Origin of the sequence: Burkholderia sp. MBR-1 (assembly GCF_013822785.1) — a bacterium.
GTDB classification, from domain to species: Bacteria; Pseudomonadota; Gammaproteobacteria; order Burkholderiales; family Burkholderiaceae; genus Burkholderia; species Burkholderia vietnamiensis.
On sequence record NZ_CP053610.1, the window covers coordinates 1,778,689 to 1,803,737 of the forward strand.

At 65.8% G+C, this 25,049-nt stretch carries 26 protein-coding genes and 1 pseudogene; 13 read left to right on the forward strand and 14 right to left on the reverse strand.

The genetic code is table 11. From position 1 onward, the window contains the following. Nucleotides 1–616: 616 nt before the first annotated feature. The 3 genes from MBR110_RS22540 to MBR110_RS22550 all read left to right on the forward strand — a co-directional run bounded on the left by MBR110_RS22540 (nucleotide 617) and on the right by MBR110_RS22550 (nucleotide 3,182). Nucleotides 617–1,018: a hypothetical protein gene (locus tag MBR110_RS22540; protein WP_230948557.1), complete on the forward strand. Its 402-nt coding sequence runs from the start codon at nucleotides 617–619 to the stop codon at nucleotides 1,016–1,018. Between the two features lie 193 nt (nucleotides 1,019–1,211). Further along, a complete protein-coding gene (locus MBR110_RS22545; protein ID WP_131929037.1) occupies nucleotides 1,212–1,904 on the forward strand; it encodes a hypothetical protein in 693 nt (230 codons plus the stop codon). Between the two features lie 330 nt (nucleotides 1,905–2,234). Then, nucleotides 2,235–3,182 (forward strand): GlxA family transcriptional regulator, encoded by a 948-nt coding sequence (locus MBR110_RS22550; protein ID WP_081058948.1) that lies wholly within the window; start codon nucleotides 2,235–2,237, stop codon nucleotides 3,180–3,182. Nucleotides 3,183–3,236: 54 nt separating this feature from the next. Here MBR110_RS22550 and MBR110_RS22555 read toward each other — a convergent pair whose 3' ends face one another. The 3 genes from MBR110_RS22555 to MBR110_RS22565 all read right to left on the reverse strand — a co-directional run bounded on the left by MBR110_RS22555 (nucleotide 3,237) and on the right by MBR110_RS22565 (nucleotide 5,599). After that, nucleotides 3,237–3,719, reverse strand: a complete 483-nt coding sequence (locus MBR110_RS22555; protein ID WP_011880966.1) for a YybH family protein — start codon at nucleotides 3,717–3,719, stop codon at nucleotides 3,237–3,239. A gap of 127 nt (nucleotides 3,720–3,846) precedes the next feature. After that, the gene (locus MBR110_RS22560) at nucleotides 3,847–4,701 is read right to left on the reverse strand and encodes a DJ-1/PfpI family protein (protein WP_059734688.1); all 855 of its coding nucleotides are present in this window, start codon (nucleotides 4,699–4,701) and stop codon (nucleotides 3,847–3,849) included. A gap of 151 nt (nucleotides 4,702–4,852) precedes the next feature. Next, nucleotides 4,853–5,599 (reverse strand): SDR family oxidoreductase, encoded by a 747-nt coding sequence (locus MBR110_RS22565; protein WP_014724123.1) that lies wholly within the window; start codon nucleotides 5,597–5,599, stop codon nucleotides 4,853–4,855. A gap of 438 nt (nucleotides 5,600–6,037) precedes the next feature. Here MBR110_RS22565 and MBR110_RS22570 point away from each other — a divergent pair, with 438 nt between their 5' ends. From MBR110_RS22570 to MBR110_RS22580, 3 genes are all read left to right on the forward strand, one after another. Continuing rightward, nucleotides 6,038–6,958, forward strand: coding sequence for a LysR family transcriptional regulator (locus tag MBR110_RS22570; protein WP_011880969.1), 921 nt, complete (start codon nucleotides 6,038–6,040; stop codon nucleotides 6,956–6,958). Between the two features lie 226 nt (nucleotides 6,959–7,184). Continuing rightward, on the forward strand, nucleotides 7,185–7,967 hold the full coding sequence (locus MBR110_RS22575; protein WP_011880970.1) for an ABC transporter substrate-binding protein: 783 nt from the start codon (nucleotides 7,185–7,187) through the stop codon (nucleotides 7,965–7,967). 256 nt (nucleotides 7,968–8,223) lie between these two features. Continuing rightward, nucleotides 8,224–9,339 carry a succinylglutamate desuccinylase/aspartoacylase family protein gene (locus tag MBR110_RS22580; RefSeq protein WP_011880971.1) on the forward strand — a complete coding sequence of 372 codons (1,116 nt, stop codon included), beginning with the start codon at nucleotides 8,224–8,226 and terminating at the stop codon, nucleotides 9,337–9,339. A gap of 143 nt (nucleotides 9,340–9,482) precedes the next feature. On the opposite strand, the gene MBR110_RS22585 is transcribed toward MBR110_RS22580, so the two are convergent. Further along, nucleotides 9,483–10,289, reverse strand: a complete 807-nt coding sequence (locus MBR110_RS22585) for a MetQ/NlpA family ABC transporter substrate-binding protein (RefSeq protein WP_034193379.1) — start codon at nucleotides 10,287–10,289, stop codon at nucleotides 9,483–9,485. 302 nt (nucleotides 10,290–10,591) lie between these two features. Here MBR110_RS22585 and MBR110_RS22590 point away from each other — a divergent pair, with 302 nt between their 5' ends. From MBR110_RS22590 to MBR110_RS22605, 4 genes are all read left to right on the forward strand, one after another. Further along, complete coding sequence (locus MBR110_RS22590) at nucleotides 10,592–11,749, forward strand: porin (protein WP_011880973.1); 1,158 nt, start codon at nucleotides 10,592–10,594, stop codon at nucleotides 11,747–11,749. Nucleotides 11,750–11,968: 219 nt separating this feature from the next. Then, nucleotides 11,969–12,229, forward strand: a complete 261-nt coding sequence (locus tag MBR110_RS22595; protein ID WP_011880974.1) for a DUF2866 domain-containing protein — start codon at nucleotides 11,969–11,971, stop codon at nucleotides 12,227–12,229. Between the two features lie 109 nt (nucleotides 12,230–12,338). Then, a complete protein-coding gene (locus MBR110_RS22600) occupies nucleotides 12,339–12,722 on the forward strand; it encodes a DUF6232 family protein (protein ID WP_011880975.1) in 384 nt (127 codons plus the stop codon). 71 nt (nucleotides 12,723–12,793) lie between these two features. Further along, a complete protein-coding gene (locus tag MBR110_RS22605) occupies nucleotides 12,794–13,021 on the forward strand; it encodes a hypothetical protein (RefSeq protein WP_011880976.1) in 228 nt (75 codons plus the stop codon). Nucleotides 13,022–13,543: 522 nt separating this feature from the next. Here the strand turns inward: MBR110_RS22605 and MBR110_RS22615 are convergent. Both MBR110_RS22615 and MBR110_RS22620 read right to left on the reverse strand, forming a co-directional pair. Beyond that, the gene (locus MBR110_RS22615) at nucleotides 13,544–14,155 is read right to left on the reverse strand and encodes a trimeric intracellular cation channel family protein (RefSeq protein ID WP_181709352.1); all 612 of its coding nucleotides are present in this window, start codon (nucleotides 14,153–14,155) and stop codon (nucleotides 13,544–13,546) included. Between the two features lie 10 nt (nucleotides 14,156–14,165). Then, nucleotides 14,166–14,429 (reverse strand): hypothetical protein, encoded by a 264-nt coding sequence (locus tag MBR110_RS22620; protein ID WP_226097757.1) that lies wholly within the window; start codon nucleotides 14,427–14,429, stop codon nucleotides 14,166–14,168. A 324-nt stretch (nucleotides 14,430–14,753) separates the two neighbouring features. Between MBR110_RS22620 and MBR110_RS22625 the strand changes: the two are divergent. Beyond that, a pseudogene (locus tag MBR110_RS22625) lies at nucleotides 14,754–15,558 on the forward strand (aminoglycoside phosphotransferase family protein). Nucleotides 15,559–15,636: 78 nt separating this feature from the next. Here MBR110_RS22625 and MBR110_RS22630 read toward each other — a convergent pair. The 4 genes from MBR110_RS22630 to MBR110_RS22645 all read right to left on the reverse strand — a co-directional run bounded on the left by MBR110_RS22630 (nucleotide 15,637) and on the right by MBR110_RS22645 (nucleotide 18,999). Beyond that, a complete protein-coding gene (locus MBR110_RS22630; protein ID WP_011880980.1) occupies nucleotides 15,637–16,473 on the reverse strand; it encodes a bifunctional allantoicase/(S)-ureidoglycine aminohydrolase in 837 nt (278 codons plus the stop codon). 603 nt (nucleotides 16,474–17,076) lie between these two features. Next, nucleotides 17,077–17,514, reverse strand: coding sequence for a hypothetical protein (locus tag MBR110_RS22635; protein ID WP_011880981.1), 438 nt, complete (start codon nucleotides 17,512–17,514; stop codon nucleotides 17,077–17,079). Nucleotides 17,515–18,142: 628 nt separating this feature from the next. Further along, a complete protein-coding gene (locus MBR110_RS22640) occupies nucleotides 18,143–18,325 on the reverse strand; it encodes a hypothetical protein (protein ID WP_011880983.1) in 183 nt (60 codons plus the stop codon). Nucleotides 18,326–18,579: 254 nt separating this feature from the next. Next, on the reverse strand, nucleotides 18,580–18,999 hold the full coding sequence (locus tag MBR110_RS22645) for an HIT family protein (protein WP_011880984.1): 420 nt from the start codon (nucleotides 18,997–18,999) through the stop codon (nucleotides 18,580–18,582). Between the two features lie 252 nt (nucleotides 19,000–19,251). On the opposite strand from MBR110_RS22645, the gene MBR110_RS22650 reads away from it, so the two are divergent. Further along, nucleotides 19,252–20,655 carry a serine hydrolase domain-containing protein gene (locus MBR110_RS22650; protein WP_059460652.1) on the forward strand — a complete coding sequence of 468 codons (1,404 nt, stop codon included), beginning with the start codon at nucleotides 19,252–19,254 and terminating at the stop codon, nucleotides 20,653–20,655. Nucleotides 20,656–20,706: 51 nt separating this feature from the next. Here MBR110_RS22650 and MBR110_RS22655 read toward each other — a convergent pair whose 3' ends face one another. Further along, nucleotides 20,707–21,330 (reverse strand): glutathione S-transferase family protein, encoded by a 624-nt coding sequence (locus tag MBR110_RS22655; protein ID WP_045577639.1) that lies wholly within the window; start codon nucleotides 21,328–21,330, stop codon nucleotides 20,707–20,709. A gap of 312 nt (nucleotides 21,331–21,642) precedes the next feature. Here MBR110_RS22655 and fabV point away from each other — a divergent pair, with 312 nt between their 5' ends. Then, nucleotides 21,643–22,845 carry an enoyl-ACP reductase FabV gene (gene fabV, locus MBR110_RS22660; protein WP_014724132.1) on the forward strand — a complete coding sequence of 401 codons (1,203 nt, stop codon included), beginning with the start codon at nucleotides 21,643–21,645 and terminating at the stop codon, nucleotides 22,843–22,845. Between the two features lie 92 nt (nucleotides 22,846–22,937). Here fabV and MBR110_RS22665 read toward each other — a convergent pair whose 3' ends face one another. The 3 genes from MBR110_RS22665 to MBR110_RS22675 form a co-directional block, all read right to left on the reverse strand. Next, the gene (locus MBR110_RS22665) at nucleotides 22,938–23,516 is read right to left on the reverse strand and encodes a membrane protein (protein ID WP_045577638.1); all 579 of its coding nucleotides are present in this window, start codon (nucleotides 23,514–23,516) and stop codon (nucleotides 22,938–22,940) included. Between the two features lie 112 nt (nucleotides 23,517–23,628). Beyond that, nucleotides 23,629–24,414: a YhfC family intramembrane metalloprotease gene (locus MBR110_RS22670; RefSeq protein ID WP_045577637.1), complete on the reverse strand. Its 786-nt coding sequence runs from the start codon at nucleotides 24,412–24,414 to the stop codon at nucleotides 23,629–23,631. Nucleotides 24,415–24,471: 57 nt separating this feature from the next. Then, entirely contained in the window at nucleotides 24,472–25,005 is a 534-nt protein-coding gene (locus MBR110_RS22675) for a GNAT family N-acetyltransferase (protein WP_011880989.1), read from the reverse strand. Nucleotides 25,006–25,049 lie beyond the last annotated feature (44 nt).

The window sequence follows — 25,049 nt, forward strand, 5'->3', positions numbered from 1 at the left end:
GGGTGTCGCGGATGAGAGCGGATAACGCCCTATACCGGGCTGTTAAACTGGCCGGCACCGGCGAACTCTCACTCCATGACTACTCTCGAACGAAACCGCCCATTGGCCGCATCCGAGATGTCTCTCGCTCGTTGGATGCTTGAGCACGGTGAGCCGAAGGCGCGAGATTTTTTGGAACAACTCGCAGAGGCCGAGGTTACGCCATGGCGCTGTCCTTGCGGCTGTGGGTCCATCAATTTCCAGATCAAGGGCCGCGACCCTGCGCCTCCCGGCGTACACGTCCTCGGCGATTTTATTTTCGGTCCACACGATGAAGCAGCCGGGATATTCATATTCGAGAGCGGCGGTTTGCTGAGTGGTATCGAGGTCTACGGGCTGGCAGGCAATGCTCCTGCAGAACTCCCCCGAGAAGATGCGCTTCGGCCTTTCTCTCCCAGTGGCGGCGAGTCATCGTAGATGCTGGGCCGAAGGATAGCTACACAAGTGGCGCGGGCCGCCTCGGCTGGCCGCGCCGCCGCCGCGAGCCTCGTATGGTCTACGCCCGCTCCAGGTCGGCTACAGCCGAACGCATCGGGTGCCGCCGACCACGAGCGGCTATTCAGCAGCGGGATCGCGATTGTCCACGATGTCGGTCCGGTATCGGATCATTCGCTACTGGACCTCTAAAGAACGTCGTTTCCAAGCCGATAATCGACATATCGCCGCAATCGATTCCGTATCTACGATGCCGTCAACCTTAATCATCCATCCGATAATGCCGGAGCGGCGCGTGAAGCTCGGTTTCAACTGGTCTGCCCTGATATTCGGCACAATCTGGGCATACTCGGAAGGGTTGGTTGTTCAAGGAGGGCGGATGGCCGCTGTCGATGCTGGCTCCGGTCTTCTCAGTTCCTCCGACCGTCCGGCCCTTTTGATTGCGGCGTTGATACCCTTCGTGGCAAAGAACATCTACAGTGCTCGCAATGGCGCCGTCTGGGTATGTCAGCGATTGCTGAATCAAGGCTACCGAGCGCTTTAGTAGTCGTACATGCGATGTGCGGCGACGAGCACCCTCGACCAGAAGCGGACACTCAAGTTGCCCTATATAACCCACGACGAACGTGGTCGCCATCGCCTGCGACATTAACTCGTTGGGCGCGGACGAAACGAACGGAAAGAAGAACGATTTAATTTAACGCCCCAATCTTGACCATATAGATAGCAAGCGATCGATGAAAAAGAAGAACTACCTATTCCCCCCGCAGCTCCACTGGCTTGGAAATGAGCACGGCTGCCCACCCTTCGATACGCTGAATACAATGCTATATTCAGCCGTGAAAGCTCACCCTAGCAATACCGATAAATCACAAATCATCGGAAAGCTAATGTTAATCGGACGCACCTACTCTGCTTCGGTGGAGCGGAGAAAGACCAAAGGGCTTGGCAAGGATGAAAGACGCGCGCTTGAAGTCGTCATCGAGGCCGCCACTGCTATTGCCGGGTCAAAATGTGCCACGCTATTAGATGCTATCGGATTGGACGACAAGCTCACCCTTGACCGCGTGCCCGAAGCCGCTGCTATTCATCTTGAACTTTGTCAGGCATTGGCGACCGCCAACAATCGCGAAAACAGCAGCCTAGCATCTAAATACCTGCACTTTCATCGGCCAACCTTTTTCCCCATTGTGGACTCGATTGTCCGTGAAGGTTGGTCGTGGGTTATGGACGATTTGGAAGGCAGCTATAAGGGTTGGCGCGACTTCGGAAAAGTCGCTCGCTATAAGGACTGGTGTGCGCGTGTTCTGGAACTCCGCGATTTGATGGAGGACAACCTTCGGCACGCCGTCAGTCTCCGGCAAATCGATAGCTATTTGTTGTCGATAATGTCTGTCGATGGGCAAGGTGGTTTGGGGTTACCACAGTAGACGTCGCGCTCAGTGAGAGACGGCGATCGCAAAGGGCAAGTCCGAGCGGCGCAGGTGGTTCGACCCGGAACCCCTCGCTGCCGTGCTGTGGTCCGCCAAGACTCAGGCTCCGGCAGGGCGTGATAGCGACGCCTGATGCCATCGAGCGTCCGATTCCGCTGAGATTGAACGTTTCTCGTGGGGCGATCTGCGACAGTCACCCGCCGCAGGACGGTAGCCGCCCGACGAGAGCACAAACGACGCATCTTCCCCACGACGAACCGCACGACGCGATTCGAGGGTTTTCTATAAACTAAGCCCTCCCTTGAATCTTCGACCACCGACTTCGTCATGCATCGAATTGGATTTTTCGTTTGCCGCGGCCATGATGCTCTCGATCTCGGTGGTCCACTTTCGGCTTTTAATCAGGTAGCCACAGCCGCTGGCCATACTCCGTACGATCTTCATGTCGTCTCGCAGTCTGGAGGTCCGGTTCCCGGTAATACGGGCATTGCGATCGAGACAAAGCCGATCGGAAGGCGCACATTCGATACCGTCGTTTTCGTGGGCGGCGATTTAGATCCGATGCAGACACCGGAGAACATCGCAGCTGCCACGAAATTGGCCGCCCGGGCCTCGCGAGTGGCAAGCGTGTGCACAGGAGCGTTTCTGCTGGCGGAAACCGGCTTGCTGGACGGGTTGAAAGCAACGACACACTGGCGATACGCTGCTCTATTGCAGTCGCGCTTCCCTCGCACCAGGGTCGAGGGCAATAGTATCTATGTCGTTGACGGCCGTATTTGGACGTCGGCGGGAATCGCCTCTGGAATAGACCTGGCGCTCGGCATGATCGATAGAGATCTGGGTTCGAATGTTGCGCGCGCTGTCTCCAGGCTTTTGGTCGTTCCGTATCGTCGACCAGGCGGGCAATCGCAGTTTTCCGCCATGTCGCAAATGGAGCCGGAATCGGATCGTATCCGCATCGCCCTGAACTTTGCCCGGGAACATCTGGCTGAAGCGTTACCTGTGGAACGACTCGCCGATGCAGCGAGATTAAGCCTGCGACAGTTCGGACGAGCATTTCGCCGGGAAACGGGTGAAACGCCTGCCAAGGCCGTCGAACGTTTGCGGGTCGAAGCTGCGAGGCTGCGCCTGCAGGAGGGCAGCGAACCGATCGAACAAATTGCTCTGGCGGTAGGGTTCACTGATCCGGAAAGAATGCGGAGGGCCTTCATCAAACTGCATGGCCACCCTCCGCAGGCGATCCGACGCGAGAGCAGATTGAATAAAGCGCGCTGATCGAGCGCCAGCCGGATGGCGCTTGCGGTCGGTGTTTGCCTATATCACCCGCGCTCAACGGCTATCGGATTTCTGGGTAGCGTAATCATTCCAGATATCGCGATGCAATTTCCACGCACCGCCCTCCTTCAGAAAAAGGAGGATCTGCTTGCCACGGTATTTAACGGCTCCAGCATGGTCACGGATTTCCGCATCCGAAACCTCCGTCACGGCCCGGTCGTTACCGTAGAACTCGTAATTGCTGAACGATACGGTGTCGGGCTTTGCCCCGGCATACTGCTTGGCGAAGTATGCGGCAATCGCGCTGCCACCCGTCACCCTGTTGCCGCCGGGCGGCAGCAGTGCGCCGTCGTGCGTATACAAGCGGCCTATCGCCTCGTAATCCCCTCGCGCAAAGGCATCGGCCCACCGCGCGTTTTCGGTATTGATGGCCGCTTCGATTCGAGGCTGCGGGCCACTGGCAACTGCCGGCACGGCAAAGGCGAAAAAAGCAAAGCAGGCCGCAACGGGTGCGGCAAGACGACGAATCTGTTGCATTTGAGATTTTTCCGATCAGATTTCAAATAGACGGGCCTGCGCCAGATCGCGCAGGTGACGCAAGCAATGTTGGTTGCGGCTTCATCGAGAGCCGTGCGAGTCCTCGCAGACATTGCCCGCGGGAATTTCAGCGAACGCCCGGGATTCGTGCGAGTCCCTTGGATGCACCGGGCAGTTCTTTGTCGACCATCGCGATGACTTCCTGCCGTGCGTCTCTGGGGTGGCCGGAATGGAACGGCGGAGCGGGATCGTATTCGATTACGAGTTGCGTGAATTCGGCAGCCTGTTGACCGCGCAGCTTCGCCGCGACGCGAAGTGCGAAATCGATGCCGGCCGTCACGCCGCCGCCGCTCATGAAGCGGCCGTTGTCGTCTTCGACGAATCGATCCGGCACGGGGATGGCGCCATATTCGGACAGCTTGTTGACGAACGCCCAATGGCAGGCGCTACGCCTGCCATTGAGAATGCCCGTCGCAGCGAGCACCAACGATCCGTTGCAAACCGAGGTCACATGTTTGGCACTTTGGGCCAAACGCCGGATCTGCGCCTGATACTCGGGCCGCATCGGCGCCGTCAAATCGGAGCCACCGGGCACCAGAATCAGATCGGTTCGCTCGATATCGGCCAGCCGTTCGGTCTTGCCGTACACGACTCCGAATTCGAGCGTCACGTTGCCCCCATTGAGGCTCGCATAGCGAACGTTCGTATTCGGTAATCGGTGGAAAATCTCGCTGGGGCCGGCGAAGTCGAGCAGTGTCCCGCCGTCGTAATTGACAATCAAAATGTCGAGCGGGTCATTCGGAGCGAGTTCTCCTTTGCTGGCTGCCTGCGCAAGAGCAGGCGCGGTATGGCCAAGCAGTGCTCCGCCACCCAGTACGGCGCCGAGCGTGACGATGCTTCCGAATTTGAGAATATCGCGGCGCGAACGACCGGCTTCGGTGAGTGGCTTCCCGGTGCGATTGTTTTCGCTAGTGTCGGTCAAGATCGTTTCTCCTTGCGCTTCGGCCGCTCCACTTTTGCAACGAGGCTGGGCCGGATTGAACACCACCGCGCGAATAACGCGCAGTGGACATGTGATCAGGTATGGATGAATCGGAAGGTCGTGCCGGGCTCGTGAACCCGAGTGCTCTGGCTTAAAGCTGCGAGGCGCCGCCATCGACAACCAGTTCGCTGCCGACCACGTAGGAGGATTCGTCGCTGGCGAGATAGAGCGCTGCGTAGGCAATGTCCTCTGCCTTTGCCAGACGGCCAACCGGGATGGTCTTCGCGAACTCGCTTTTGAAGTTGCGGACGTCCTCGTCCGACATCCCCCACTTGCTGAGCAGGGGCGTGTCCGTGCCACCGGGCGCGATCGCGTTGAACCGGATCTTGCGATCGAGAAACTCGTAGGACCAACTACGGGCAAGCGATCGCACGGCGGCCTTGGCTGCCGCGGTCAACGATATGCCGTGCTTGCCGGTCTGGGCGACGAACGAGGTGTTGAGGATGACCGAGGCGCCCTCTCGCAACTCCGGCAGCATCGCCTGAAGCGTGTAGACCACGCCCTTGACGTTGATGTCCATGATCTCGTTGTAGAGGTCATCGTCGATGTCATTCACTGCGGACGGGAAAGCCCAGCCAGCGTTGGCGAATACGACATCCAGGCCGCCGAACCGTTCTTTTAACTGGGCGGCAACGGCACGCATGTCGTCGATCGAACGCACATCGGCCCTGAAAACCAATGCATCGTCGCCAAGCTCGGCCTTCACACGCTCGAATGCAGCGACATCGCGACCGGTCACCGCGACCCGAGCGCCTTCTGCAATAAAGAGCTTCGCGGTCGCGAGACCGATTCCGCTAGTGCCGCCGGTAATCAAAGCCGATTTGTTCTTAAGCCTCATTCTCTGTTCCTTTCGTTTGCGCGAAATTGATCAAACCGGGAGATCAATGGGCAATCGCATTTGTGCTCTTGATCCGGCTTGATTGCTGCGCAAATTATGGAACTGGAGCCGAATGGCTCAAAGGTCGTATAACCCTCACAATACGCCACACGACCCAGCTTGATGAATGACGCATTTCGGCGCTTACTGGCGGGCCGCGCGCAAGGAAGACGCGCTCGCGGCTAACCCTCGGCTCACGAGGCAGCGTGCTCGTACCAGTTGCTGGCTAAAACGGATGAATCACGGGCCTCGATGAAGTAACGGCGAGCAAACGAAGCCACCCCCGCGGCCCCGGCGTTTTTTGTCCACCCCACCACCGCCCCCACCCCCGCGCTACCCTATCGATCCCCGCGTCAACGCCACCGCGCCACCGCGCCGCCGCCAGCCTCGAACCGATCGATGACCCGCATCCGCAACCACCTGAACACCGCGCAGCTCCACGCGTTCGTCTGCGTCGCGCATCACAAGAGCCTGCGCGCCGCCGCGCGCGAGCTCGGCGTCACGCAGCCCGCCATCACGCATACGATCCGCGAACTCGAAACCGCGCTGAACGCCGAGCTGCTCGTGCGCAGCGTGCGCGGCGTCGACCTGACCGCGTGCGGCCATGCGCTGCTGCCGCGCGCCGAGCAGCTGCTCGGCGACATGCGCCGCACCGTCGAAGCCGTCGAGCAGGTAAAAGGCGAGATGTCGGGCCGCGTCGCGGTCGGCACGATGCCGTCGATCGCGCTGACCGCGCTGCCGCACGCGGTCACCGCGTTCCGCCGCGCGATGCCGAACGTCAGCCTTCATCTCGAGGAAGTGACGGTGCCCGACGCGCTCGCGCAGCTGCACAACGGCACGCTCGACATCGCTGCGATGCACCATGTGCCCGCGCTCGACCGCGAATTCACGCAGACGCCGCTGCTGTCCACCGAGTTCACCGTCGTGATGCGCGACGGCCACCCGCTCGCGCACGCGCGCCGTTTAGAGGATTTACTCGACGCGGAATGGATCGTCACCGTCGGCGCCGAGCAGTTTCCGCACAGCGTGATGATGGCGATGTTCGAGGCGCGCGGCCTGCCGCTGCCGAAGCGCCTGCTGCGTTCGCCGATGTCGTTCGCGGTGACGCTCGGCCTGGTCGCACGCTCCGACGTGATCGGCTGCTTCACGCGCCCGCTGGCCGCCATGGTCGCGCCGCTCGGCATCCGCACGGCCGATCTCGACGAAACCATGCCGCGCTTCGACCTGTCGATCATCGCCCGCCGCGACCTGCTGCCGACGCCCGCCGTGTCGCAATTCGTCACATGCCTGCAGCGCGCGGTCAACGAAACGCTAGGCTGAATCGTTCCTTGCTTTGAAACGGCCGCATCGCGCGAGCGCGGCCGTCCGGGCCGGTATCGGGGCATGTCCTAGGCGCCCTGCCGGTATTTTGTCTTGATAATCTTGCGCACGTCGCGCGCCCGCATCGGGCATGCGAAACGGACCGTCCGACGCGAAGCCGCGCCGGGGCGAACGCTTACGGCGCGGCACAACCGCGCACCCATCGAACAAAACGAGGAGTCACCGAGTGAAAAAGATTCTTGCGGCTGTGACCGTGGCCCTGCTGGCCGTATCGGCCGGCACTGCATACGCGAAGGACTGGTCGACCGTACGCTTCGGCGTCGACGCAAGCTACCCGCCTTTCGAATCGAAAGGCGCCGACGGCAAGGTGGTCGGCTTCGACGTCGACCTCGGCAACGAGATCTGCCGCCGCATCGCCGCGAAATGCGTGTGGATCGAGAACGACTTCGACGGGATGATCCCGGCGCTGAAGGCCCGCAAGTTCGACGGCGTGCTGTCGTCGATGTCGATGACCCCGGCCCGCGAGGAACAGATCGCCTTCTCGGCGAAGCTGTTCAACACGCCGACGCGCCTCGTCACGAAGAAGGGCGCGGGCCTGCTGCCGACGGCCGAATCGCTGAAGGGCAAGACGATCGGCGTCGAGCAAGGCACGATCCAGGAAACCTACGCGAAGACGTACTGGGCGCCGAAGGGCGTCACCGTCGTCCCGTATCAGAACCAGGACCAGGTCTACGCCGACCTGATCTCGGGCCGCCTGAACGGCGCGCTGCAGGACGCCGTGCAAGCCGAGATCGGCTTCCTGAAGACGCCGCGCGGCGCCGGCTTCGATTTCGCAGGCAAGGACCTCGACGATCCGAAGACGCTCGGCAACGGCGCGGGCATCGGCCTGCGCAAGGAAGACACCGACCTGAAGACGAAGATCGACGGCGCGATCGCCGCGATGCGCAAGGACGGCACGTACGACAAGATTGCGAAGAAGTACTTCGATTTCGACGTGTACGGCAAGTAACAGCGCGCAACGCGCGCTTTGCAGCCGCGCAGACGGGCTCCGCAAGGAGCCCGTTTTTTTTGCGCCGGCGCGGCGCAAGGCTGCGCGAACGCTCGCGCGGGACGCGCCCCGCGGGCGATTGTTTTCGCGCCAAGCCGATGATTCGCAACGGAAAACGCGATACCGCCGACGCGGTTTGATAGCTTCGCGCAAGGCAACGTACAATCGACCTTCCACGCATACCGGATCATTCGCGGCTGCGCCGCCTTCCCCCATCATGCAAACGCAGACCCATCCGCTGATTTCCCCCGCCATCGGCACCGAACGTCAGATCACGAGCTTCCACTACGGCCCGCGCGGCGGCAAGAAGGTCTACATCCAGTCGTCGCTGCATGCGGACGAACTGCCCGGCATGCTGGTCGCCACGCTGCTGCGCCGCAAGATCGCCGCGCTCGAGACGGCGGGCAAGCTGCGCGGCGAAGTCGTGATCGTGCCGGTGCCGAACCCGATCGGCCTCGCGCAACATGTGTTCGGCGATCACCTGGGCCGCTTCGAGCTCGGCTCGATGCAGAACTTCAACCGCAATTTCCACGATCTCGCCGCGCTCGTGCTGCCGCGCATCGAAGGCCGGCTGACGGGCGACGCGCAGCGCAACGTCGCCGCGGTGCGCACCGCGATGCGCGAAGCGCTCGACGAGCAGAAGCCGCGCACCGAGCTGGAGTCGCAGCGGCTCGCGCTGCAGAAGCTGTCGTTCGACGCCGACATCGTGCTCGACCTGCACTGCGACAACGACGCGGTCATGCACCTGTACACGAACCCCGACCTCTGGCAGGACGTCGAGCCGCTGGCGCGCTATCTGAATGCGCAGGCGTCGCTGCTGGCGCTGAATTCGGTCGGCAATCCGTTCGATGAAATCCACAGCTTCTGCTGGTCGGATCTGCGCGACCGGTTCGGCGATCGCTTCCCGATCCCGAACGGCGCGATCTCGGTCACGGTCGAGTTGCGCAGCGAACGCGACGTGTCGTACGAGTTGGCCGAGCACGACGCGCAAGCGATCGTCGACTATCTGACCGAACGCGGCTTGATCGACGGCACGCCGGCGCCGCTGCCGCCGCTCGCGCACCCGGCCACGCCGCTCGCGGGCACCGATCCGCTGGTCGCGCCGGTGTCGGGCGTGATCGTGTTCCGCACACCGGTCGGCGCGTGGATCGAGGCCGGCCAGGAAGTGGCCGACATCGTCGATCCGCTGACCGATCGCGTGATCACGCTGAAGAGCAGCGTGTCGGGCGTGCTGTACGCGCGGCAGGTCGTGCGGTTCGCCACCGCCGGAATGGAAGTCGCGCGCATCGCCGGCGCGACGCCGATCCGCAGCGGCTCGCTGCTGTCGGCCTGAGCGAACGGCCCGCGGCGCTATCGCCGCGTGCATCAACATCAACGAAATCGCCCGCTTGCGCGGGCGATTTGCTTTTCGGCTCAGGCGAATGCGACCGATGCCCCGGCGCAGCGGCCCGGCAGCGGCCGACGTGCTGTCGACGCTCAGAACGCCGGCACGATCGCGCCGCCGAAGGTCCGGTCGATGAACTTGCGCACGTCGTCCGATTCATAGGCCGCGACGAGCTTCTTCACCCACGGCTTGTCCTTGTCCTGCGCGCGCACCGCGATCAGGTTCGCATACGGGCCGCGCAGGTCCTCGATCGCGATCGCGTCCTTCACCGGCGTGAGCCCGGCCTTCACTGCATAGTCGGTGTTGATCGACGCGGCATCGAGGTCGGGCAGCGCGCGCGGCAGTTGCGCTGCATCGAGCTCGACGATCCTGATCTTCTTCGGATTCTCGGCGACGTCGAGCGGCGTCGCATTGACGCCGTTCGTGCCGACGCCCGGCTTCAGCTTGATCACCCCGTACTTCTGCAGCAACAGCAACGCGCGGTTGCCGTTCGACGGATCGTTCTGGATGCCGACCTTCCCACCTGCCGGCAAGTCCTTCAGCGCTTTCAGCTTTTTCGAATAGAAGCCCATCGGCGCGGTGTAGGTGAGCCCGACGTTGACGATCCGGTAGCCGCGCTGCTTGATCTGGCTGTCGAGAAACGGCTGGTGCTGGAAGCCGTTCGCGTCGAGGTCGCCGGCGTCGAGCGCCGCGTTCGGCTGCACGTAGTCGTTGAACTCGATCACCTTGATCGCGAGGCCCTCGCGTGCGGCGACTTTGGTCACCTCGCTCCAGATCTGCGCATCGGGGCCGCTCATCGTGCCGATCTTCAAGGTCTGCGAATCGGCGTGCGCGCCGGATGAGGCAAAGGCCAGCGCCGCGGCAAGCGCGCCGAGGCCGGTCAGGATCGAACGTCGCATGGTGTGCTCTTGTCCCGTTTCGTGATGGAGCGCGCATCGTGGCACGCCCGCTCAGCGGCACCAACCAAGCTTATTTCATGTGCATATTCCGGACAGCGATGGAATGACGCGCGCGTTCGGCATAACCCGTGGCGCGATCGCGCGGGAGCGACTGTGGCATCAGAACCACATATTCGTCAGATGACAACGCTGTCACATTCATTAAGTGGTCCGTCGATAAAGTTGCCGCCGGTCCGTGAGAGCGCCCATAGAGAGCGCCGGAGCCGCAACTGTAAAAGCCCTTTACTCGCTCGGAGAATCCTTTGAACAAGAAACTGTTGACCATCGCCATCCTGGCAGCAACGGCCGGTACCGCCCACGCGCAAAGCAGCGTCACGCTGTACGGCGTGATCGACGCCGGCATCAGCTACGTGAACCACAGCACCAAGAGCTCGACCGCGGCCGGCAGCAAGCTGTTCAAGTTCGACGACGGCATCGCGCAAGGCAGCCGCTGGGGCCTGCGCGGTACGGAAGACCTGGGCGGCGGCCTGAAGGCGATCTTCGTGCTCGAAAACGGCTTCAGCGTCGGCACCGGCGCGGCCGGTCAGGGCGGCGCGATGTTCGGCCGCCAGGCTTACGTCGGTCTGAGCCAGACGCAGTACGGCACGCTGACGTTCGGCCGTCAGTATTCGTTCTCGACCGACATCCTCGGCTCGTCCTACTCGACGGGCGGCAACACGGTCGCGGGCAACTACGCATACCACGTCAACGACGTCGACCAGCTCACGTCGAGCCGCATCAACAACGCCGTGAAGTTCCAGAGTGCGAACTACTCTGGCTTCACGTTCGGCGCGTTGTACGGCTTCTCGAACTCGACCGACTTCGCGGGTGCGCCGGGCACGGGCACCACGAACACGGGCGGCTCGTCGCGTGCCTACAGCTTCGGCATGAACTACGCGAACGGCCCGTTCGCGATCGGTGCGGCCTACACGGACATCCGTTACCCGAGCCAGTCGGCGCCGGCGTTCTCGACGACGATCGCGAACCTCGCGCTGTCGAACATCCGCGACCTGCGCACCTACGGCGTGGGCGGCCGCTACGTGTGGGGCCCGGCAACGGCATGGCTGCTGTGGACGCGTACGCAGTTCTCGACGATCTCGGGCGCGGGCGGCACGTTCTTCAACGCATATGAAGGCGGCCTGAAGTATGCATTCACGCCGGCGCTGTCGGCAGCGGCGGGCTATACGTACACGAACGCGACGCGCAACGGCGGCTCGGCTCACTGGAACCAGGGCAACCTCGCGCTCGACTACGCGCTCAGCAAGCGTACGGACGTGTATGGCCTGGTGATCTACCAGGACGCGTCGGGCGACGGCGCGCAAGCGGCGATCGGCTCGAGCACGAGCAGCTACTTCGGCACGTCGGGCACGAACTCGCAGAACCAGCTCGCGGTGCGCGTCGGTATCCGCCACAAGTTCTAAGGCACTCGGCCGAGGGTCCGCGCGGTTCGCGGACCCCGCCGGCAAGCAGCGCCCCGCGTGCGGGGCGCTTTTTTATGCGCTTTTAAGTTTCGCTTAATTCTGGGCTGAGAGGATGCTCTCACCCCCCCTGTTGGCCGCCTGAGCATCGGCGGCTTCTTTTTTTTGAGAACCACTACGGCACCGCCAGCAACTGCTCACAAGACAGGATCGGAGGCCATGATGATCGAAGATACCGTTTTCAGCCATCTGCACGCGATTCTGACGCGCCAGCATTCGCTCCCGGTCCAGAGTTGCCGCGTGTCGGTGGAAATGCTGCGGCCGTGGGGTCGCCCGTACCGGCTCGTCGAATGGACGATGCACCTCGACGCGCCCGCGCGGCGCCAGATCGTGCCGGCCGAATCGACCGACGAACAGATCGCCGAGGTCGTCGCGTCGCACGTGCCGGGCCGCCTGTACGGCGACGGCCGGCTGCAGTTCTGACGCCCGCCGCGGCCGGTTGCGCCGCGCGCATGGCTCGTGCGGCACTCGGTCCCGTTTGACGTGGCAGCGAAGTCTGCTACGCTGCGCGTTTTCGTCCACGCAACACACGATGGAAAACGCATTCAACGAACGCGGCGTGACGATCACGCGCAACGGCCTGTCGGCCGCCGGGCAGGTCTTTCCGCTGCGTGACATTCGCAACGTCGACGTCGTCAAGATTCCGAAAAATCGTCTCGTACCGTGGCTGATCTCGCTGATCGGCGCGGCCGTCGCCGTGGCCGGCGGTATCGGCGCATCGAGCGCCGCGCTGGTGGTCGGCGTGATGCTGGTCGTGGTCGGCTATCTCGCCTGGACCACGCAGGACGTCACGTACCGGCTGATGGTCGAGACGCCCGACGGCAAGCGCGAAGCGCTGTCGAGCGTCGATGTCGAATTCGTCGAGCGCGTCGCCCGCACGGTGCGCGACGCACGCGCCGCCACGGCCGCCGGCTGATTTCCGTTGGGCGCGCCGAGCGCCTACTATGAAACGAGCGGCACGCCGCCGCATCGTTCGAGGAGGTCGGCATGAACGCCCAATCGCTGTCCGGCATGTTGCGCGCGCAGGAGCTGCTGCTCGTGTCGATGATCCGCGCGCTGCCGCCGGATACACGCAGCGCCGTCGTCGATCTCTATGCGGAGCAGCTCGCGTTCGCCGAGCAAGGCGGGTTCGAAGGTCATGGGGATCGTGCGACGCACGAGGCGTTCATCGCGCATGCGCGCAACCTGTTGATTCGGATCGAATCGTTGGCGTAGTGGGGCGGGCGGATGGTGGGGCAGGCTTCGTGCGGGGCGGTTGGGCCGTGGGGGCGGGTTCGCCCGGTTCGCCCGGTTCGCCCGGTTCGCCCGGTTCGCCCGGTTCGCCCGGTTCGCCCGGTTCGCCCGGTTCGCCCGGTTCGCCCGGTTCGCCCGGTTCGCCTCGTTCGCCTCGTTCGCCTCGTTCTCCCCGTTCTCCCGGTTTGCCGGCCCCCGGTCCGCCGGGTTGCCGGGTTGCCGGGTTGCCGGTGTGAGCCAAGCGAACCCCGCCGCCTATGCAGCACGCCGGCGAATCGGCCGTTTTCCGTCCATTTGTCGTGAACGCTCCTCATCTGTAGCGATGTAGGCCATCGTTCGCCGCTTGTTGCGTCGATGACCGCATGTCCAGGGCGCTCGCCATGCCCTCCCCGTATTCAGGCTCCGGCGTGTGACCGGCACGACCGGCACCACCAGCGCGCCGCATCTCCGCGTGTCAGCCCCGCTGCCCGAGCAGCGCGCCAAGGTTCGCGCCGGCACGATTGCTCAGCGCTCGACATCCGCGACCGCGAAAGTCCGCAATTTCCATCCGAGTCGCACGGCGAGCATCCGCGTCGCGAAGCCTGCCACGAGCGCGACGATCGTCGCCGGCCCCGCGCCGATACCCAGATACTGCATGCCGACGTACAACCCGCCCGTGAACAATGCGACGCTCGCGTACAGTTCGTCGCGCAGGACCAGCGGCACCTCGTTGCACAGCAGGTCGCGCAGCATCCCGCCGCACACGCCGGTGATCGCACCTGCCAGCACGACGATGATCGGCGCCGCGCCGGTCGACGCGCCGATGTCGCAGCCGATGATCGTGAACGCCGCGAGGCCGATCGCGTCGACGGTCACGAACAGCGTCTTCATCCGTGACAGGTGCCGCGCAGCCCACGACGCGGCGGTCGCGGCCGCGAGCGTGATCAGCAGATAGGCCGGATGCGCGATCCAGCCGAGCGGATAGTGTCCGAGCAGCACGTCGCGCACGGTGCCGCCGCCGAGCGCCGTCACCGCGCCGACCAGCGCGAGGCCGAACCGGTCCATCCCGCGCCGCATGCCCATCAGCGCGCCCGACATCGCTTCCGCAACGATCGCAATCAGATATAGCGTATGCATCGTGCGCGCCTCAGCTTTCGATACGAAACAGGCCGCGCACACGCGCGCGCCCGGCTGCGTCGATCGCGGGCAGCGGCGTTGCCGGCTTGCGTTGCGCGTGGCGCTCGATGGTTCCCGAAGCGCCGAGCGCGACGACGCGGCGGATCAAAGGCGCGAAGTCGTCGCTGCGCGTACTGCGCGCGGATCGCGCATGTGCGAAATCGCGTCGGCCGACGCGCGCCATGCGCGGCGGCTTCACGGCCACCGATAGGGTTCCGTCGTCGGTAGTCTTCATGTAGTAGTCGGGCGAGACGGTCACCGCGAGCGGGATGCGCCGAACACAGCGGCGCGGCAATGCCGCACACACTCGTGGTCGCGACGATGGATCGGCGGTGCGATGGATCATGCAGGCTCCTGATTCGATGTGGCGACCGCGCGCGCCGCAGCGGCGTTCGTCGATCGCGAAACGCGCGCATTGTCGAAGGGATGCCGCGATACCGGAACATTCTTTAGCCAAACTTTGACTGGCTAAATTTTATTTAGGAAAGGCCGATGCACGGGCCTCAGCCCCGGGCGCCGCGCCCTGCGCGCGGGCGGCTTCGCCTGTACCATCGTCTGCATGTTCGACACTTATCTGCGCCGATGGGATCTCGTTCCCGACGGCGGCCCGATCCTCAGCGCGAGCGGCGGCGTGCTGCCGGTCACCCGGCATGCGCAGCCCGCGATGCTGAAGGTCGCGACCTGCGACGAAGAGCGGCGCGGCAACGCGCTGATGACGTGGTGGAACGGCAACGGCGCCGCGCGGGTATGGCTGCACGATCGCGACGCGGTGCTGCTCGAACGCGCATGCGCGACGCCGACGCTGGGCGAGCTGTCGGCCGCCGGCCATGACGACGATGCGATCCGCATCGCGTGCGACGCCGTCGCGCGGCTGCATGCGCATCGCGCGCCGCAGCCGCCCGCGACGGTGCCGCTGCGCGACTGGTTCCACGCATTGCTCGCGCACGCGCGCGACGACGGCCACGACGAAGTGCTGCGCGTGTCGGCCGAGATAGCCCAGCGGCTGCTGGCCGCCCCCCGTCGACGAAGCCGTGCTGCACGGCGACATCCATCACGGCAACGTGCTGAACTTCGGCGATCGCGGCTGGCTCGCGATCGACCCGAAGGGCCTGCACGGCGAGCGCGCATTCGACTATGCGAACCTGTTCTGCAATCCCGCGCACGACCTCGCGGTCGATCGCGCGCGCTTCGAGCGCCGTGTGGCGCTCGTCGCCGACGCCGCGCAGATCGACCGGCAACGGCTGCTGCAATGGATCGTCGCGTGGGCCGGGCTGTCCGCGGTGTGGTCGATCGACGACGGACGAACGGCCGATACGCCGCTGCAGGTCGCGATGCTGGCCGCCGGTTCCCTCGGCCTGAAGTAGCACGCGACGCACACGCCCCGTATCACCCAAAAAGACGCCGGCATGCGCTGGCGTTTCCTCCGATCCGACGCGCGATGCTCAGCGCGCGGGATTCAGCGTCAGGTTCATGTGGCGGTTCACGTCCTTGTACAGCAGATAGCGGAAGCGGCCCGGCCCGCCCGAATAGCACGCCTGCGGGCAGAACGCGCGCAGCCACATGAAGTCGCCCGCCTCCACCTCGACCCAGTCCTGGTTCAGGCGATAGACGGCCTTGCCTTCGAGCACGTACAAACCGTGCTCCATCACGTGCGTCTCGGCGAACGGAATCACGCCGCCCGGCTCGAACGTCACGATGTTCACGTGCATGTCGTGACGCATGTCGCTCATGTCGACGAAACGCGTCGTCACCCATGCGCCGTTGGTGCCCGGCATCGGAATCGGCTCGACGTCCTGCTCGTTGGTCACGAACGCGTCCGGCAGCGCGATGCCGTCGACGGCCTGATAGTGCTTGCGGATCCAGTGGAAACGCACCGCGGCATCACTGACGTTGTGCAGCGTCCAGTCGGCGCCCGGCGGAATGAACGCATAGCCGCCCGGCTTCAGCGTGTGCTGCTTGCCCTGCAGCGTCAGTTCGGCCTCGCCCTCGACGACGAACAGCACGGCTTCGGCGTTGCGGTCCTGCTCGGGCTTGTCGCTGCCGCCGCCCGGATTCACTTCGACGATGTACTGCGAGAAGGTCTCGGCGAAACCCGACAGCGGGCGCGCGATCACCCACAGGCGCGTGTGGGTCCAGAACGGCAGCCAGCTCGTCACGATGTCGCGCATCACTCCCTTCGGAATGACCGCGTACGCCTCGGTGAACATCGCGCGATCGGTCAGCAGATCGGTCTGCGGCGGGTGGCCGCCATGCGGCGCGTAATACGTAGTCTTCGACATAAGGCATCCAGGCAATGGGTTGGTCCGACGTCCGCTGCGCAACGCGGCCGCGTCGCACGACAGCGCCTTCGTTCGGTCGGACAGGCTTCGCGACGGGGCCGTGCGCGGATCCGGGCGCGCGCCGATGCTTGCCGCTCCGCACACGCTCGGCGTCACGCGGGACGGGATCGGGACGGCAACGCTCGATTCCGTACGCGGGCAGCGCTGACGATAGCGAAGTCGATTGCGATCGACCAATTAAATGTTGCGATGCCTTTCATTCGATTCCGCACTACCGGTGCCGAGGCTCGGCGAGCGCGAGTTGTGCGCGTCGGGGGGAATCGTGACGGTGTCGGCGGACATCGGGCTCTGTGCCGAGCAGTTGCATGGATGTACGCGCGTATGCCGAACGGCTACAAGGGAACGTAGCGCGCGATGTCGTCGAAGAGGAGAAGGTACGGCAGGAGAGAATGCGCCGGCCAATCGAGCGTAGCCGGGGAAGGACTGCGGAGGAACGACAAGACTGCAGGTTTCGTCGGCGACGGCGGCCTCTGCGAGGCCGCCGCGCCTGCCGGATCGGGCGCGCCGGTGCGCGCGTCGCGCACCGTGCGAGGCCCGTCGCGATCAGTCCCAGTCGCGGTGATGACGGTGCTTGCGATGGCGATAGCCGCGATCGCCATGGTCGCGGTCGTACGAGCTGCGCGACAGGTTGCCGCCGAGCGCCGCGCCGGCGCCGCCGCCGACCGCCGCGCCCAGCAGGCCGCCCGTGCGGCCGCCCATTGCGTTGCCCGCCGCGGTGCCTGCGCCGCCGCCGAGCGCGCCGCCGATGATCGCGCCGGTGCGCTCGCGACGGTTCGACGTCACCGCGCCACCCGCGCCGCCGCCGATCGCGCCGCCGATCACGGAACCCGTGCTGCCGCCGACTGCGCCGCCGACCGCTGCGCCGGCAACCCCGCCGAGCGCGCCGCCAAGCGCATTGTTCAGGTCACCGGCCATTGCCGGCACTGCAGTCGCGCCGGTCAGCACGGCGACGACGAGAGCGGGGGCGATTTTCTTCCACATTCCCGTATTCTTCCTTGTTCGCAATCTGGTTATTGAAGGTCCGCTCGCTACCACGATCCGAACCGGTCGGCGTCGACTCCGGCATTGTGCGGAACCGCGACCAATTCATTTCAATGAGCTTGCGGCGAAGAATAGCACCGCTCGCAGGTCCTTGCCGCCGTCATTCGGTAACAAGTTGTTCGCCGAAACCGAACCGGAAAAGCTTGCCGAAAATCGGCCGCGAAGGCCCGTCGGACGGGGCTCCGCCGGCGGCCGCCCACGGTTTCCGCGCGGGCCGGAACGGGCGCGAGGCATCGCTTCGGACACACGTGGCAACACATCGGCGCAGCCGCACGCGGCGGCAACGATCGCGCGACACGCGGAGTCCGATCGACGCGCGCATTGCGCTACGCATGCATTGCGGGTTCGTCGCAGCGGCTGCCTGCGGCGGGCGGAATCCACGTGAAGAATAGGACGAGGCGCAGCCGGCTCAATGAACGAGCAAGCCGTCGATGGCTCGCGCGACAGAGTTGGGATGGGATGGCGCGACGTACGGAGAACGCGGCGTCACGACGCGCAGCAATGTGAACACGCCGGCTCGACACGGCCGCGCGGCGCGCATGCTGCACGCGCCGCGCGTACCGCGCGATCAGCGGATGCGGAAGTGGCCGCCGATGCCGACGCTGACCGCCGGCGCGTAATAGGCCGGCGCATAACCGTAATAGGCGGGCGCATAGCCGTACGCGGGCGCGGGCGCGTAGCCGTAAGGCGGCGCGACATAGCAGCCGGACAGGCCGGCGATCAGCGCAAACGAGATGAGGACTTTGTACATGGCTCGACTCCGGCGAAAAGAACGCATCGCACCGCGCGAGCGCCGTGCCGTCGCGGCGCGCGACCGTACGGCCGCATGCGCCGATCCGCGTTGCCGTCGCCCGGTGTAGCGATGCGCGGAGTCTAGCGCCGGCCTCCGCGGGAGGCGTTTCGCTGGCCGTTACAGGTGTTACCGGGCGTCACCGCGGAAACAGTCGCGGCGGGCGGCGCGGCGCGCGCGTGCTCGCGCGCTGGCCGGAGCGAGCCGCGCGGCCGTTACACGAAACGTGCGCGGATGCGCTGCGCGAGGGCTTCCAGCGTCGCCGCATCGGCGAAGTCGCGCGCGTGCATCCGCAACTCGACGCCTTCCCAGCGCGGAATCACGTGGAAATGCACGTGCGGGACCGTCTGGCCCGCAGCAGCACCGTTGAACTGGCCGATGAACATGCCGTCCGGGCCGAGCGCGTCGCGCACGGCCGCCGCGACGCGCTGCGTCATGCGGATGCTCGCCGCGGCCGCGTCGCCGGACAGCTCGAAGAGCTGCGCGGCCGGCTCCTTCGGGATCACGAGCACGTGCCCGTCGGCCTGCGGCATGACGTCCATGATCGCGACGGTGGCGTCGTCTTCGGCGATCTTCACGCACGGCAGTTCGCCGCGCAGGATCCTGGCAAACGGGTTGTTGTTGTCGTAGGACATGGCGTTTTCCGGTTTCTGGATTGGGTTCGAGGGGTAACGATGCCGGTCGATTATCGACCGGCCGCCGTCCGCAGTTCAACCTGCGCATCTCCGGCGCGCGTTTGCCGGCTTGCCGGTCGCGCCATCGCACGTGCAGCGACGCGCGATGCACGCTGCCGCCGTTCGTCACGCGCGCGCGATTGCACCGCGTCGCCCGAACCTGCGACACTGCCGGATCGTTGCCGGCCGGCACGCCACCGAGGACGCTCGCGCATGACGCTCCCGTTCAAATCGCTGATCCTGCGCGGCACCGCCGTCGCAGTCGCCGTCACGCTCGGCTATGCGGGCTACATGCTGTCGCGGCTCGCGCCGATCGCCACCGGCTATGCGGCCAAGGCGCTGTGTTCGGGCGTGTTCGTGTCGGGCCGTCCGGCCGCATCGGTGATCGACGTCGACATCATGGCCGGCGTTCATCCGCTGCTGAAGCTCGTGCGTCCGTCGCTCGATCCGGAGCATCGGCGCGCGGTCGCGACGTTCGCCGGTTTCGCGCGACGCGAGGCCGACTTCCGGCCAGGGCTCGGCTGCACGCTCGCGCTCGGGCCGGCGCACGATGTACTGCCGGCCGCGCTGCCGCCCGTTGCCGATCCGCCGCACGCCGTGGCCGTAGCCGCGCCGGCCGCCCTATCGGGCATCGACACCGGCAAGCTGCAGCACGCGCTCGACCGCGCCTTCGACGAACCCGATCCGGCCCGGCCGCGGCGCACGCGCGCGGTCGTCGTGATGTGGCGCGGCCAGGTGATCGCCGAACGTTATGCGCCCGGCTTCACCGCCGACACGCCGCTGCCCGGCTGGTCGATGACGAAAACCGTGACGGCCGCGCTGGTCGGCATGCTGGTCGCGCAGCACCGGCTGTCGCCGCAGGCGGCGGCGCTGCTGCCCGAATGGCGCGGCAGCGGCGACCCGCGCGCGGCGATCACGCTCGACGAGCTGCTGCGCATGACGAGCGGCCTGCGATTCAACGAGGACTACGACGACCCGCTGTCCGACGTCGCGGTGATGCTGTTCACGCAGCCCGACACCGCGCGCTTCGCATCCGCGATGCCGCTCGCCGCGCGACCGGGCACGCAGTGGCAGTACTCGAGCGGCACGAGCGCGATCGTCGCGCGCGTGATGCGCGAAGCGATGGGCGGCAGCGACGCCGATTACCTCGCCTTTCCGCGCCGCGCGCTGTTCGCGCCGCTCGGGATGCGCAGCGCAGTGTTCGAGCCCGATGCGGCCGGCACGCTCGGCAGCGCGTCGTTCATGTATGCGAGCGCGCGCGACTGGGCGCGCTTCGGCCAGCTGCTGCTGCAGGACGGCGTATGGGACGGCCGGCGGCTGTTGCCGGCAGGCTGGGTGCGCTACCTGACGCGCCCGACGCCGCTGTCGACGCGCGGCGAATTCGGCGCGCACCTGTGGGTCAAGGTGCCGGAGCCGTTCGACGCTCACGATGGAGCCGCGAGCGCGCTGCCGGCCGACGCGTTTCATGCGGTCGGCCATGAAGGCCAGTTCGTGAGCGTGGTGCCGAGCCGCCAGCTGGTAGTCGTGCGGCTCGGGCTGTCGCGGCCGGAATCCGCGTGGAATCACGACGCGTTTCTCGCGCGCGTGCTGCAGGCGGTGCCGGCGGCGGGCCGATGACGTTGCAACGTCGCAGCACGCGGCCGCACGCGCGCGACGCCGCGTGCATCGTTACGGGTTCGCGCTGCCCGCGTACTTCTTGAAGCCCTCGCGCGTCGCCAGACGCTCGACGTAGCGCTGCACCGCCGGCAGATCGGGACGCTCGAACGGCGTGCCGAACCAGCGGTTCACCGACAGGCCGATCGGAATGTCGGCGAGCGTGAAGTGCTCGCCGGCAACGAACGCATCGGTCGCGTCGAGGTGCGCGTTCAGCACCTGCATGTGGTTGGTCCAGCCGGCGATCGACTGCGCGATCGCGGCCGGGTCCTGATGCTGCGGCGACTTGCGCACGAGGCCGAGGAACGCGCCGACCCACGAACGGTTCAGGTCCGACGCCTGCCAGTCGATCCACTGATCGACCCGCGCGCGAGCGCGCGGGTCGGCCGGATACAGCGCGTCGTCGCCGTAGCGGTTCGCCAGATAGCGGATGATCGTGTTCGATTCCCACAGCACGAAATCGTCGTCCTTGATGACCGGGACGAGGCCGTTCGGATTCAGCGCCAGATAGGCGGGGTCGTTGGTCGAGCGAAAACCCGAGCCCCAGTCTTCCTGCTCGAACGGCAGGTCGAGTTCGGTGCACAGCCACAGCACCTTGCGCACGTTGATGGACGGAATCTTGCCGAGGATCTGCAGCATGCGGGCTCCTTGTGAGGGTCGAGAGCGGAGCGGTCGGCCGGCACGGCGCGGCCGAACGCGGTCACGTCGGATTTATACACGAGCGCGCGGAAATCGACAGCGCGCGCTCGTGAAATCGGCGTTTCCGCCGCCGTCGCGCCGCCCGCATCGGCCCGGCTACGCGCCGCGGCACGCACGCGCCGCGGCGGTCCGACCCGACGCTCGCAAGCGCCGCCCTGTTCCCACCGCGCCCGCCGCGCCCGCCGCTTCCATTACAATGCGCGGGATTTTTCCGTTTTCAGGCCGTCCCTGCCTTTCTGACAAGAGGATTTCATGATCATCAAACCGCGCGTGCGTGGCTTCATCTGCGTGACCACTCATCCGGTCGGCTGCGAGGCCAACGTCAAGGAACAGATCGACTACGTGACTTCGCACGGCCCGATCGCCAACGGCCCGAAGAAGGTGCTCGTGATCGGCGCGTCGACCGGCTACGGCCTCGCGGCCCGGATCTCGGCCGCCTTCGGCTCGGGCGCGGACACGCTCGGCGTGTTCTTCGAGCGCGCCGGCAGCGACACCAAGCCGGGCACCGCCGGCTGGTACAACAGCGCCGCGTTCGAGAAATTCGCCGCCGAAAAGGGGCTCTATGCGCGCAGCATCAACGGCGACGCGTTCTCCGACAAGGTCAAGCAGATCACGATCGACACGATCAAGCAGGACCTCGGCAAGGTCGATCTGGTCGTCTACAGCCTGGCCGCGCCGCGCCGCACGCATCCGAAGACGGGCGAGACGATCAGCTCGACGCTGAAGCCGGTCGGCAAGTCGGTGACGTTCCGCGGCCTCGACACCGACAAGGAAACGATCCGCGAGGTGACGCTCGAGCCGGCGACGCAGGAAGAGATCGACGGCACCGTCGCCGTGATGGGCGGCGAGGACTGGCAGATGTGGATCGACGCGCTCGCCGACGCCGGCGTGCTGGCCGACGGCGCGAAGACCACCGCGTTCACGTATCTCGGCGAGCAGATCACGCACGACATCTACTGGAACGGCTCGATCGGCGAGGCGAAAAAGGATCTCGACAAGAAGGTCGTGTCGATCCGCGAGAAGCTCGCCGTGCATGGCGGCGACGCGCGCGTGTCGGTGCTGAAGGCCGTCGTCACGCAGGCGAGCTCGGCGATCCCGATGATGCCGCTGTACCTGTCGCTGCTGTTCAAGGTGATGAAGGAAAAGGGCACGCACGAAGGCTGCATCGAGCAGGTGTACGGGCTGCTGAAGGACAGCATGTACGGCGCGACGCCGCACATCGACGACGAAGGCCGGCTGCGCGCGGACTACAAGGAGCTCGATCCGCAGGTGCAGGCGCAGGTCGTCGCGATGTGGGACAAGGTCACGAACGACAACCTGTACGAGATGACCGACTTCGCCGGTTACAAGACCGAGTTCCTGCGTCTGTTCGGCTTCGAGATCGCCGGCGTCGACTACGACGCGGACGTGAACCCGGACGTGAAGATCCCCGGCATCATCGACACGACGGCCTGACGGCCGATGCCCGCCGCGTGCGCATGCGTGCGGCGGGCCGTGTCGGCGCGGACGTCATCGCGTTCGCCGCCGCAGCGCGCAGCGCGGTCGCTTCACTGGACGGCCGCGGCGGCATCCCACAGCGGCTGCCGGCCGAGCGCCGCATGCCACGCATCGAAACGCGTGCGCCACGATTCGAACGGCTCGGTCAGCGGGTGACGCGGATCGCCGCTGAGCGAATACGCCATTCCCTCGATCAGCCAGCGCGGCTTGGTCGCGACCGTCAGATTGCCGAGCGCTTCCGCCTGCCGATGGTGGATCAGCTCGTGTGCCACGAAGTAGGTCTGCCAGCCGCGCGGCGCGAAGACCACGCCGAAGTCTCCCAGCGTCAATGCCGCGCGTTCGCCGAGGCCGAACCGGTCGGCACACGCGCGCGTCGAGCAGAACACGACGCGCGGCGCCAAGCGGAATGCGCCGGTCACCGCCGCCGCGCGCGCGTAACCGTCGCGATAGAGCTGCCGCGCCTCGCCGAGCTTCGCGGGATCGTCGATGCAGATGTCGGCGCCCGCGCACGACACGCCGGGAACCAGCGCGGGCGCGATCACGCGCAACGGCTTGACGAGCGCCCATGCGGCGACGGGCAACGCGACGAGCAGGCCCGCGAGGGCAACGGCGATGGGGGTGCGTTTCATCGGGGCGGGGTTCCTTGGTGGGAAGGAGGATGTTGCGGCATCGATCGATCGGACGGTCGGGCGGCGCGGCCTGCGCAGCTTTTTGCGCCGTCGCGCGCCAGCGGCGGCGCGATCACGTCGCCTGCCCGCCCCGCAGCCCGTCGGCCGCGGCGCCCCATCGACTCGACCGGATCCCGAGCCACAGAATCGCGACGCTGCATCCTAGCAGGAGCGCCTCGAGCAGCGTCGAGTCGAGGTGCCAATAGCGCGACAGCAGCACGACGACGAGATCGATCGCGAAATGAACCGCGATCGCGCCGAGCAGCCAGCGCTTCGTGCCGCGCACGAACGTCTGCATCACCATCAGCGACATCCCGACATGCGCGGCAACCGCGCTCACGCGCTCGAGCACCGCGAGGAACGGCGACGCGAGCGTCATGCCGGCGAACTGCGACGCGATCAGCGTTTGCACGCCCGCGCTGGTCACGAGCCCGGCGCGCGCGAGCAGATAGCCGCCGCAGAGCGCGACGAAGCCGACGCCGACCAGCAGCATCGCCTCCAGCCCGCCGTGGCCGAGCCCGTACATCACCGCGGTGCGCGGATCGCGTTGCCCGGCCAGCAGATAGCGGAACGCGACCCAGCGCCCGCACTCCTCGAACAGTGCCGCGGTGAGCGCCGCGAATACGAGCATCGGCATATGCCAGCGCGGATCGTCGCCGAGCCAGCGAAACAGCGGAATCTGCCAAGACAGCCGCAGCACCGGCTGGAATACGAAGAAGATCAGCATCCCGCAGAAAAACGCGCGCCACGGCACGCCCGCGCGATGCCGCCACACGAGCGCGAGCAGCGGCGGGCCGGCCAACGCGGTGACGCCCGCGCAGAACGTGGCGAACAGCAGAACCGGATCGATGATGTGCATGGGAACGGAACGGGATGAAAGGGCGAGTGGACGTGCGCAGCGCCGATCGTGCGTGCATCACGACACAAGCTGCTTGTGAAAATACGTGGTCGCGCACGGCGTGCCGTCGGGCATCAGCGCGTAGTTCGGCACGACGCCGACGCGCTGCCAGCCGGCTCGCTCGTACAGGCGTTCGGCATCGCCGCCCGTCACCGTGTCGAGCACGAGCACGGTCTTGCCGGCTTCGCGTGCGGCGTGGTCGGCGGCGGCCAGCAGCTTCGCGGCGATGCCCTGCCGACGCGCGCGCCGGGACACGAGCATCTTCGCGACGTCGGCGCGATGCGGCTGGTTCTCCGCTTGCGCGGTCACGATCTGCACGGTGCCGACGATGCGCGCGGCCGCGTCCTCGGCGACGAGCAGGATGCGCTCGCCGCGCGCCACGCCTTCGGCAACCTGCTTCCAGAATGCAACGGCCGTCGCGCGCGCGATCGGCAGCATGAAGCTCACGGACGCGCCGCCCTCGACGCAGTCGATCAGCACGTCGGCCAGCGCATCGACGCACGCATGTGCTTCGCGCGCGTCGACGCGACGCACGGTGACAGGTTCGGTCATTCCTTCTCTCTCCGGAAGTCAGGCGGGCAGCATGCGCCCGATCG

What these genes read in the sequence shown, in the direction of transcription:
- MBR110_RS22545 (WP_131929037.1), top strand. Translation starts at nt 1,212, where the DNA reads ATGAAAAAGAAGAACTACCTATTCCCCCCGCAGCTCCACTGGCTTGGA.
- MBR110_RS22550 (WP_081058948.1), top strand. Translation starts at nt 2,235, where the DNA reads ATGCATCGAATTGGATTTTTCGTTTGCCGCGGCCATGATGCTCTCGAT.
- MBR110_RS22555 (WP_011880966.1), bottom strand. Translation starts at nt 3,719, where the DNA reads ATGCAACAGATTCGTCGTCTTGCCGCACCCGTTGCGGCCTGCTTTGCT.
- MBR110_RS22565 (WP_014724123.1), bottom strand. Translation starts at nt 5,599, where the DNA reads ATGAGGCTTAAGAACAAATCGGCTTTGATTACCGGCGGCACTAGCGGA.
- MBR110_RS22570 (WP_011880969.1), top strand. Translation starts at nt 6,038, where the DNA reads ATGACCCGCATCCGCAACCACCTGAACACCGCGCAGCTCCACGCGTTC.
- MBR110_RS22580 (WP_011880971.1), top strand. Translation starts at nt 8,224, where the DNA reads ATGCAAACGCAGACCCATCCGCTGATTTCCCCCGCCATCGGCACCGAA.
- MBR110_RS22585 (WP_034193379.1), bottom strand. Translation starts at nt 10,289, where the DNA reads ATGCGACGTTCGATCCTGACCGGCCTCGGCGCGCTTGCCGCGGCGCTG.
- MBR110_RS22595 (WP_011880974.1), top strand. Translation starts at nt 11,969, where the DNA reads ATGATCGAAGATACCGTTTTCAGCCATCTGCACGCGATTCTGACGCGC.
- MBR110_RS22600 (WP_011880975.1), top strand. Translation starts at nt 12,339, where the DNA reads ATGGAAAACGCATTCAACGAACGCGGCGTGACGATCACGCGCAACGGC.
- MBR110_RS22605 (WP_011880976.1), top strand. Translation starts at nt 12,794, where the DNA reads ATGAACGCCCAATCGCTGTCCGGCATGTTGCGCGCGCAGGAGCTGCTG.
- MBR110_RS22615 (WP_181709352.1), bottom strand. Translation starts at nt 14,155, where the DNA reads ATGCATACGCTATATCTGATTGCGATCGTTGCGGAAGCGATGTCGGGC.
- MBR110_RS22620 (WP_226097757.1), bottom strand. Translation starts at nt 14,429, where the DNA reads ATGAAGACTACCGACGACGGAACCCTATCGGTGGCCGTGAAGCCGCCG.
- MBR110_RS22630 (WP_011880980.1), bottom strand. Translation starts at nt 16,473, where the DNA reads ATGTCGAAGACTACGTATTACGCGCCGCATGGCGGCCACCCGCCGCAG.
- MBR110_RS22635 (WP_011880981.1), bottom strand. Translation starts at nt 17,514, where the DNA reads ATGTGGAAGAAAATCGCCCCCGCTCTCGTCGTCGCCGTGCTGACCGGC.
- MBR110_RS22640 (WP_011880983.1), bottom strand. Translation starts at nt 18,325, where the DNA reads ATGTACAAAGTCCTCATCTCGTTTGCGCTGATCGCCGGCCTGTCCGGC.
- MBR110_RS22645 (WP_011880984.1), bottom strand. Translation starts at nt 18,999, where the DNA reads ATGTCCTACGACAACAACAACCCGTTTGCCAGGATCCTGCGCGGCGAA.
- MBR110_RS22650 (WP_059460652.1), top strand. Translation starts at nt 19,252, where the DNA reads ATGACGCTCCCGTTCAAATCGCTGATCCTGCGCGGCACCGCCGTCGCA.
- MBR110_RS22655 (WP_045577639.1), bottom strand. Translation starts at nt 21,330, where the DNA reads ATGCTGCAGATCCTCGGCAAGATTCCGTCCATCAACGTGCGCAAGGTG.
- fabV (WP_014724132.1), top strand. Translation starts at nt 21,643, where the DNA reads ATGATCATCAAACCGCGCGTGCGTGGCTTCATCTGCGTGACCACTCAT.
- MBR110_RS22665 (WP_045577638.1), bottom strand. Translation starts at nt 23,516, where the DNA reads ATGAAACGCACCCCCATCGCCGTTGCCCTCGCGGGCCTGCTCGTCGCG.
- MBR110_RS22670 (WP_045577637.1), bottom strand. Translation starts at nt 24,414, where the DNA reads ATGCACATCATCGATCCGGTTCTGCTGTTCGCCACGTTCTGCGCGGGC.
- MBR110_RS22675 (WP_011880989.1), bottom strand. Translation starts at nt 25,005, where the DNA reads ATGACCGAACCTGTCACCGTGCGTCGCGTCGACGCGCGCGAAGCACAT.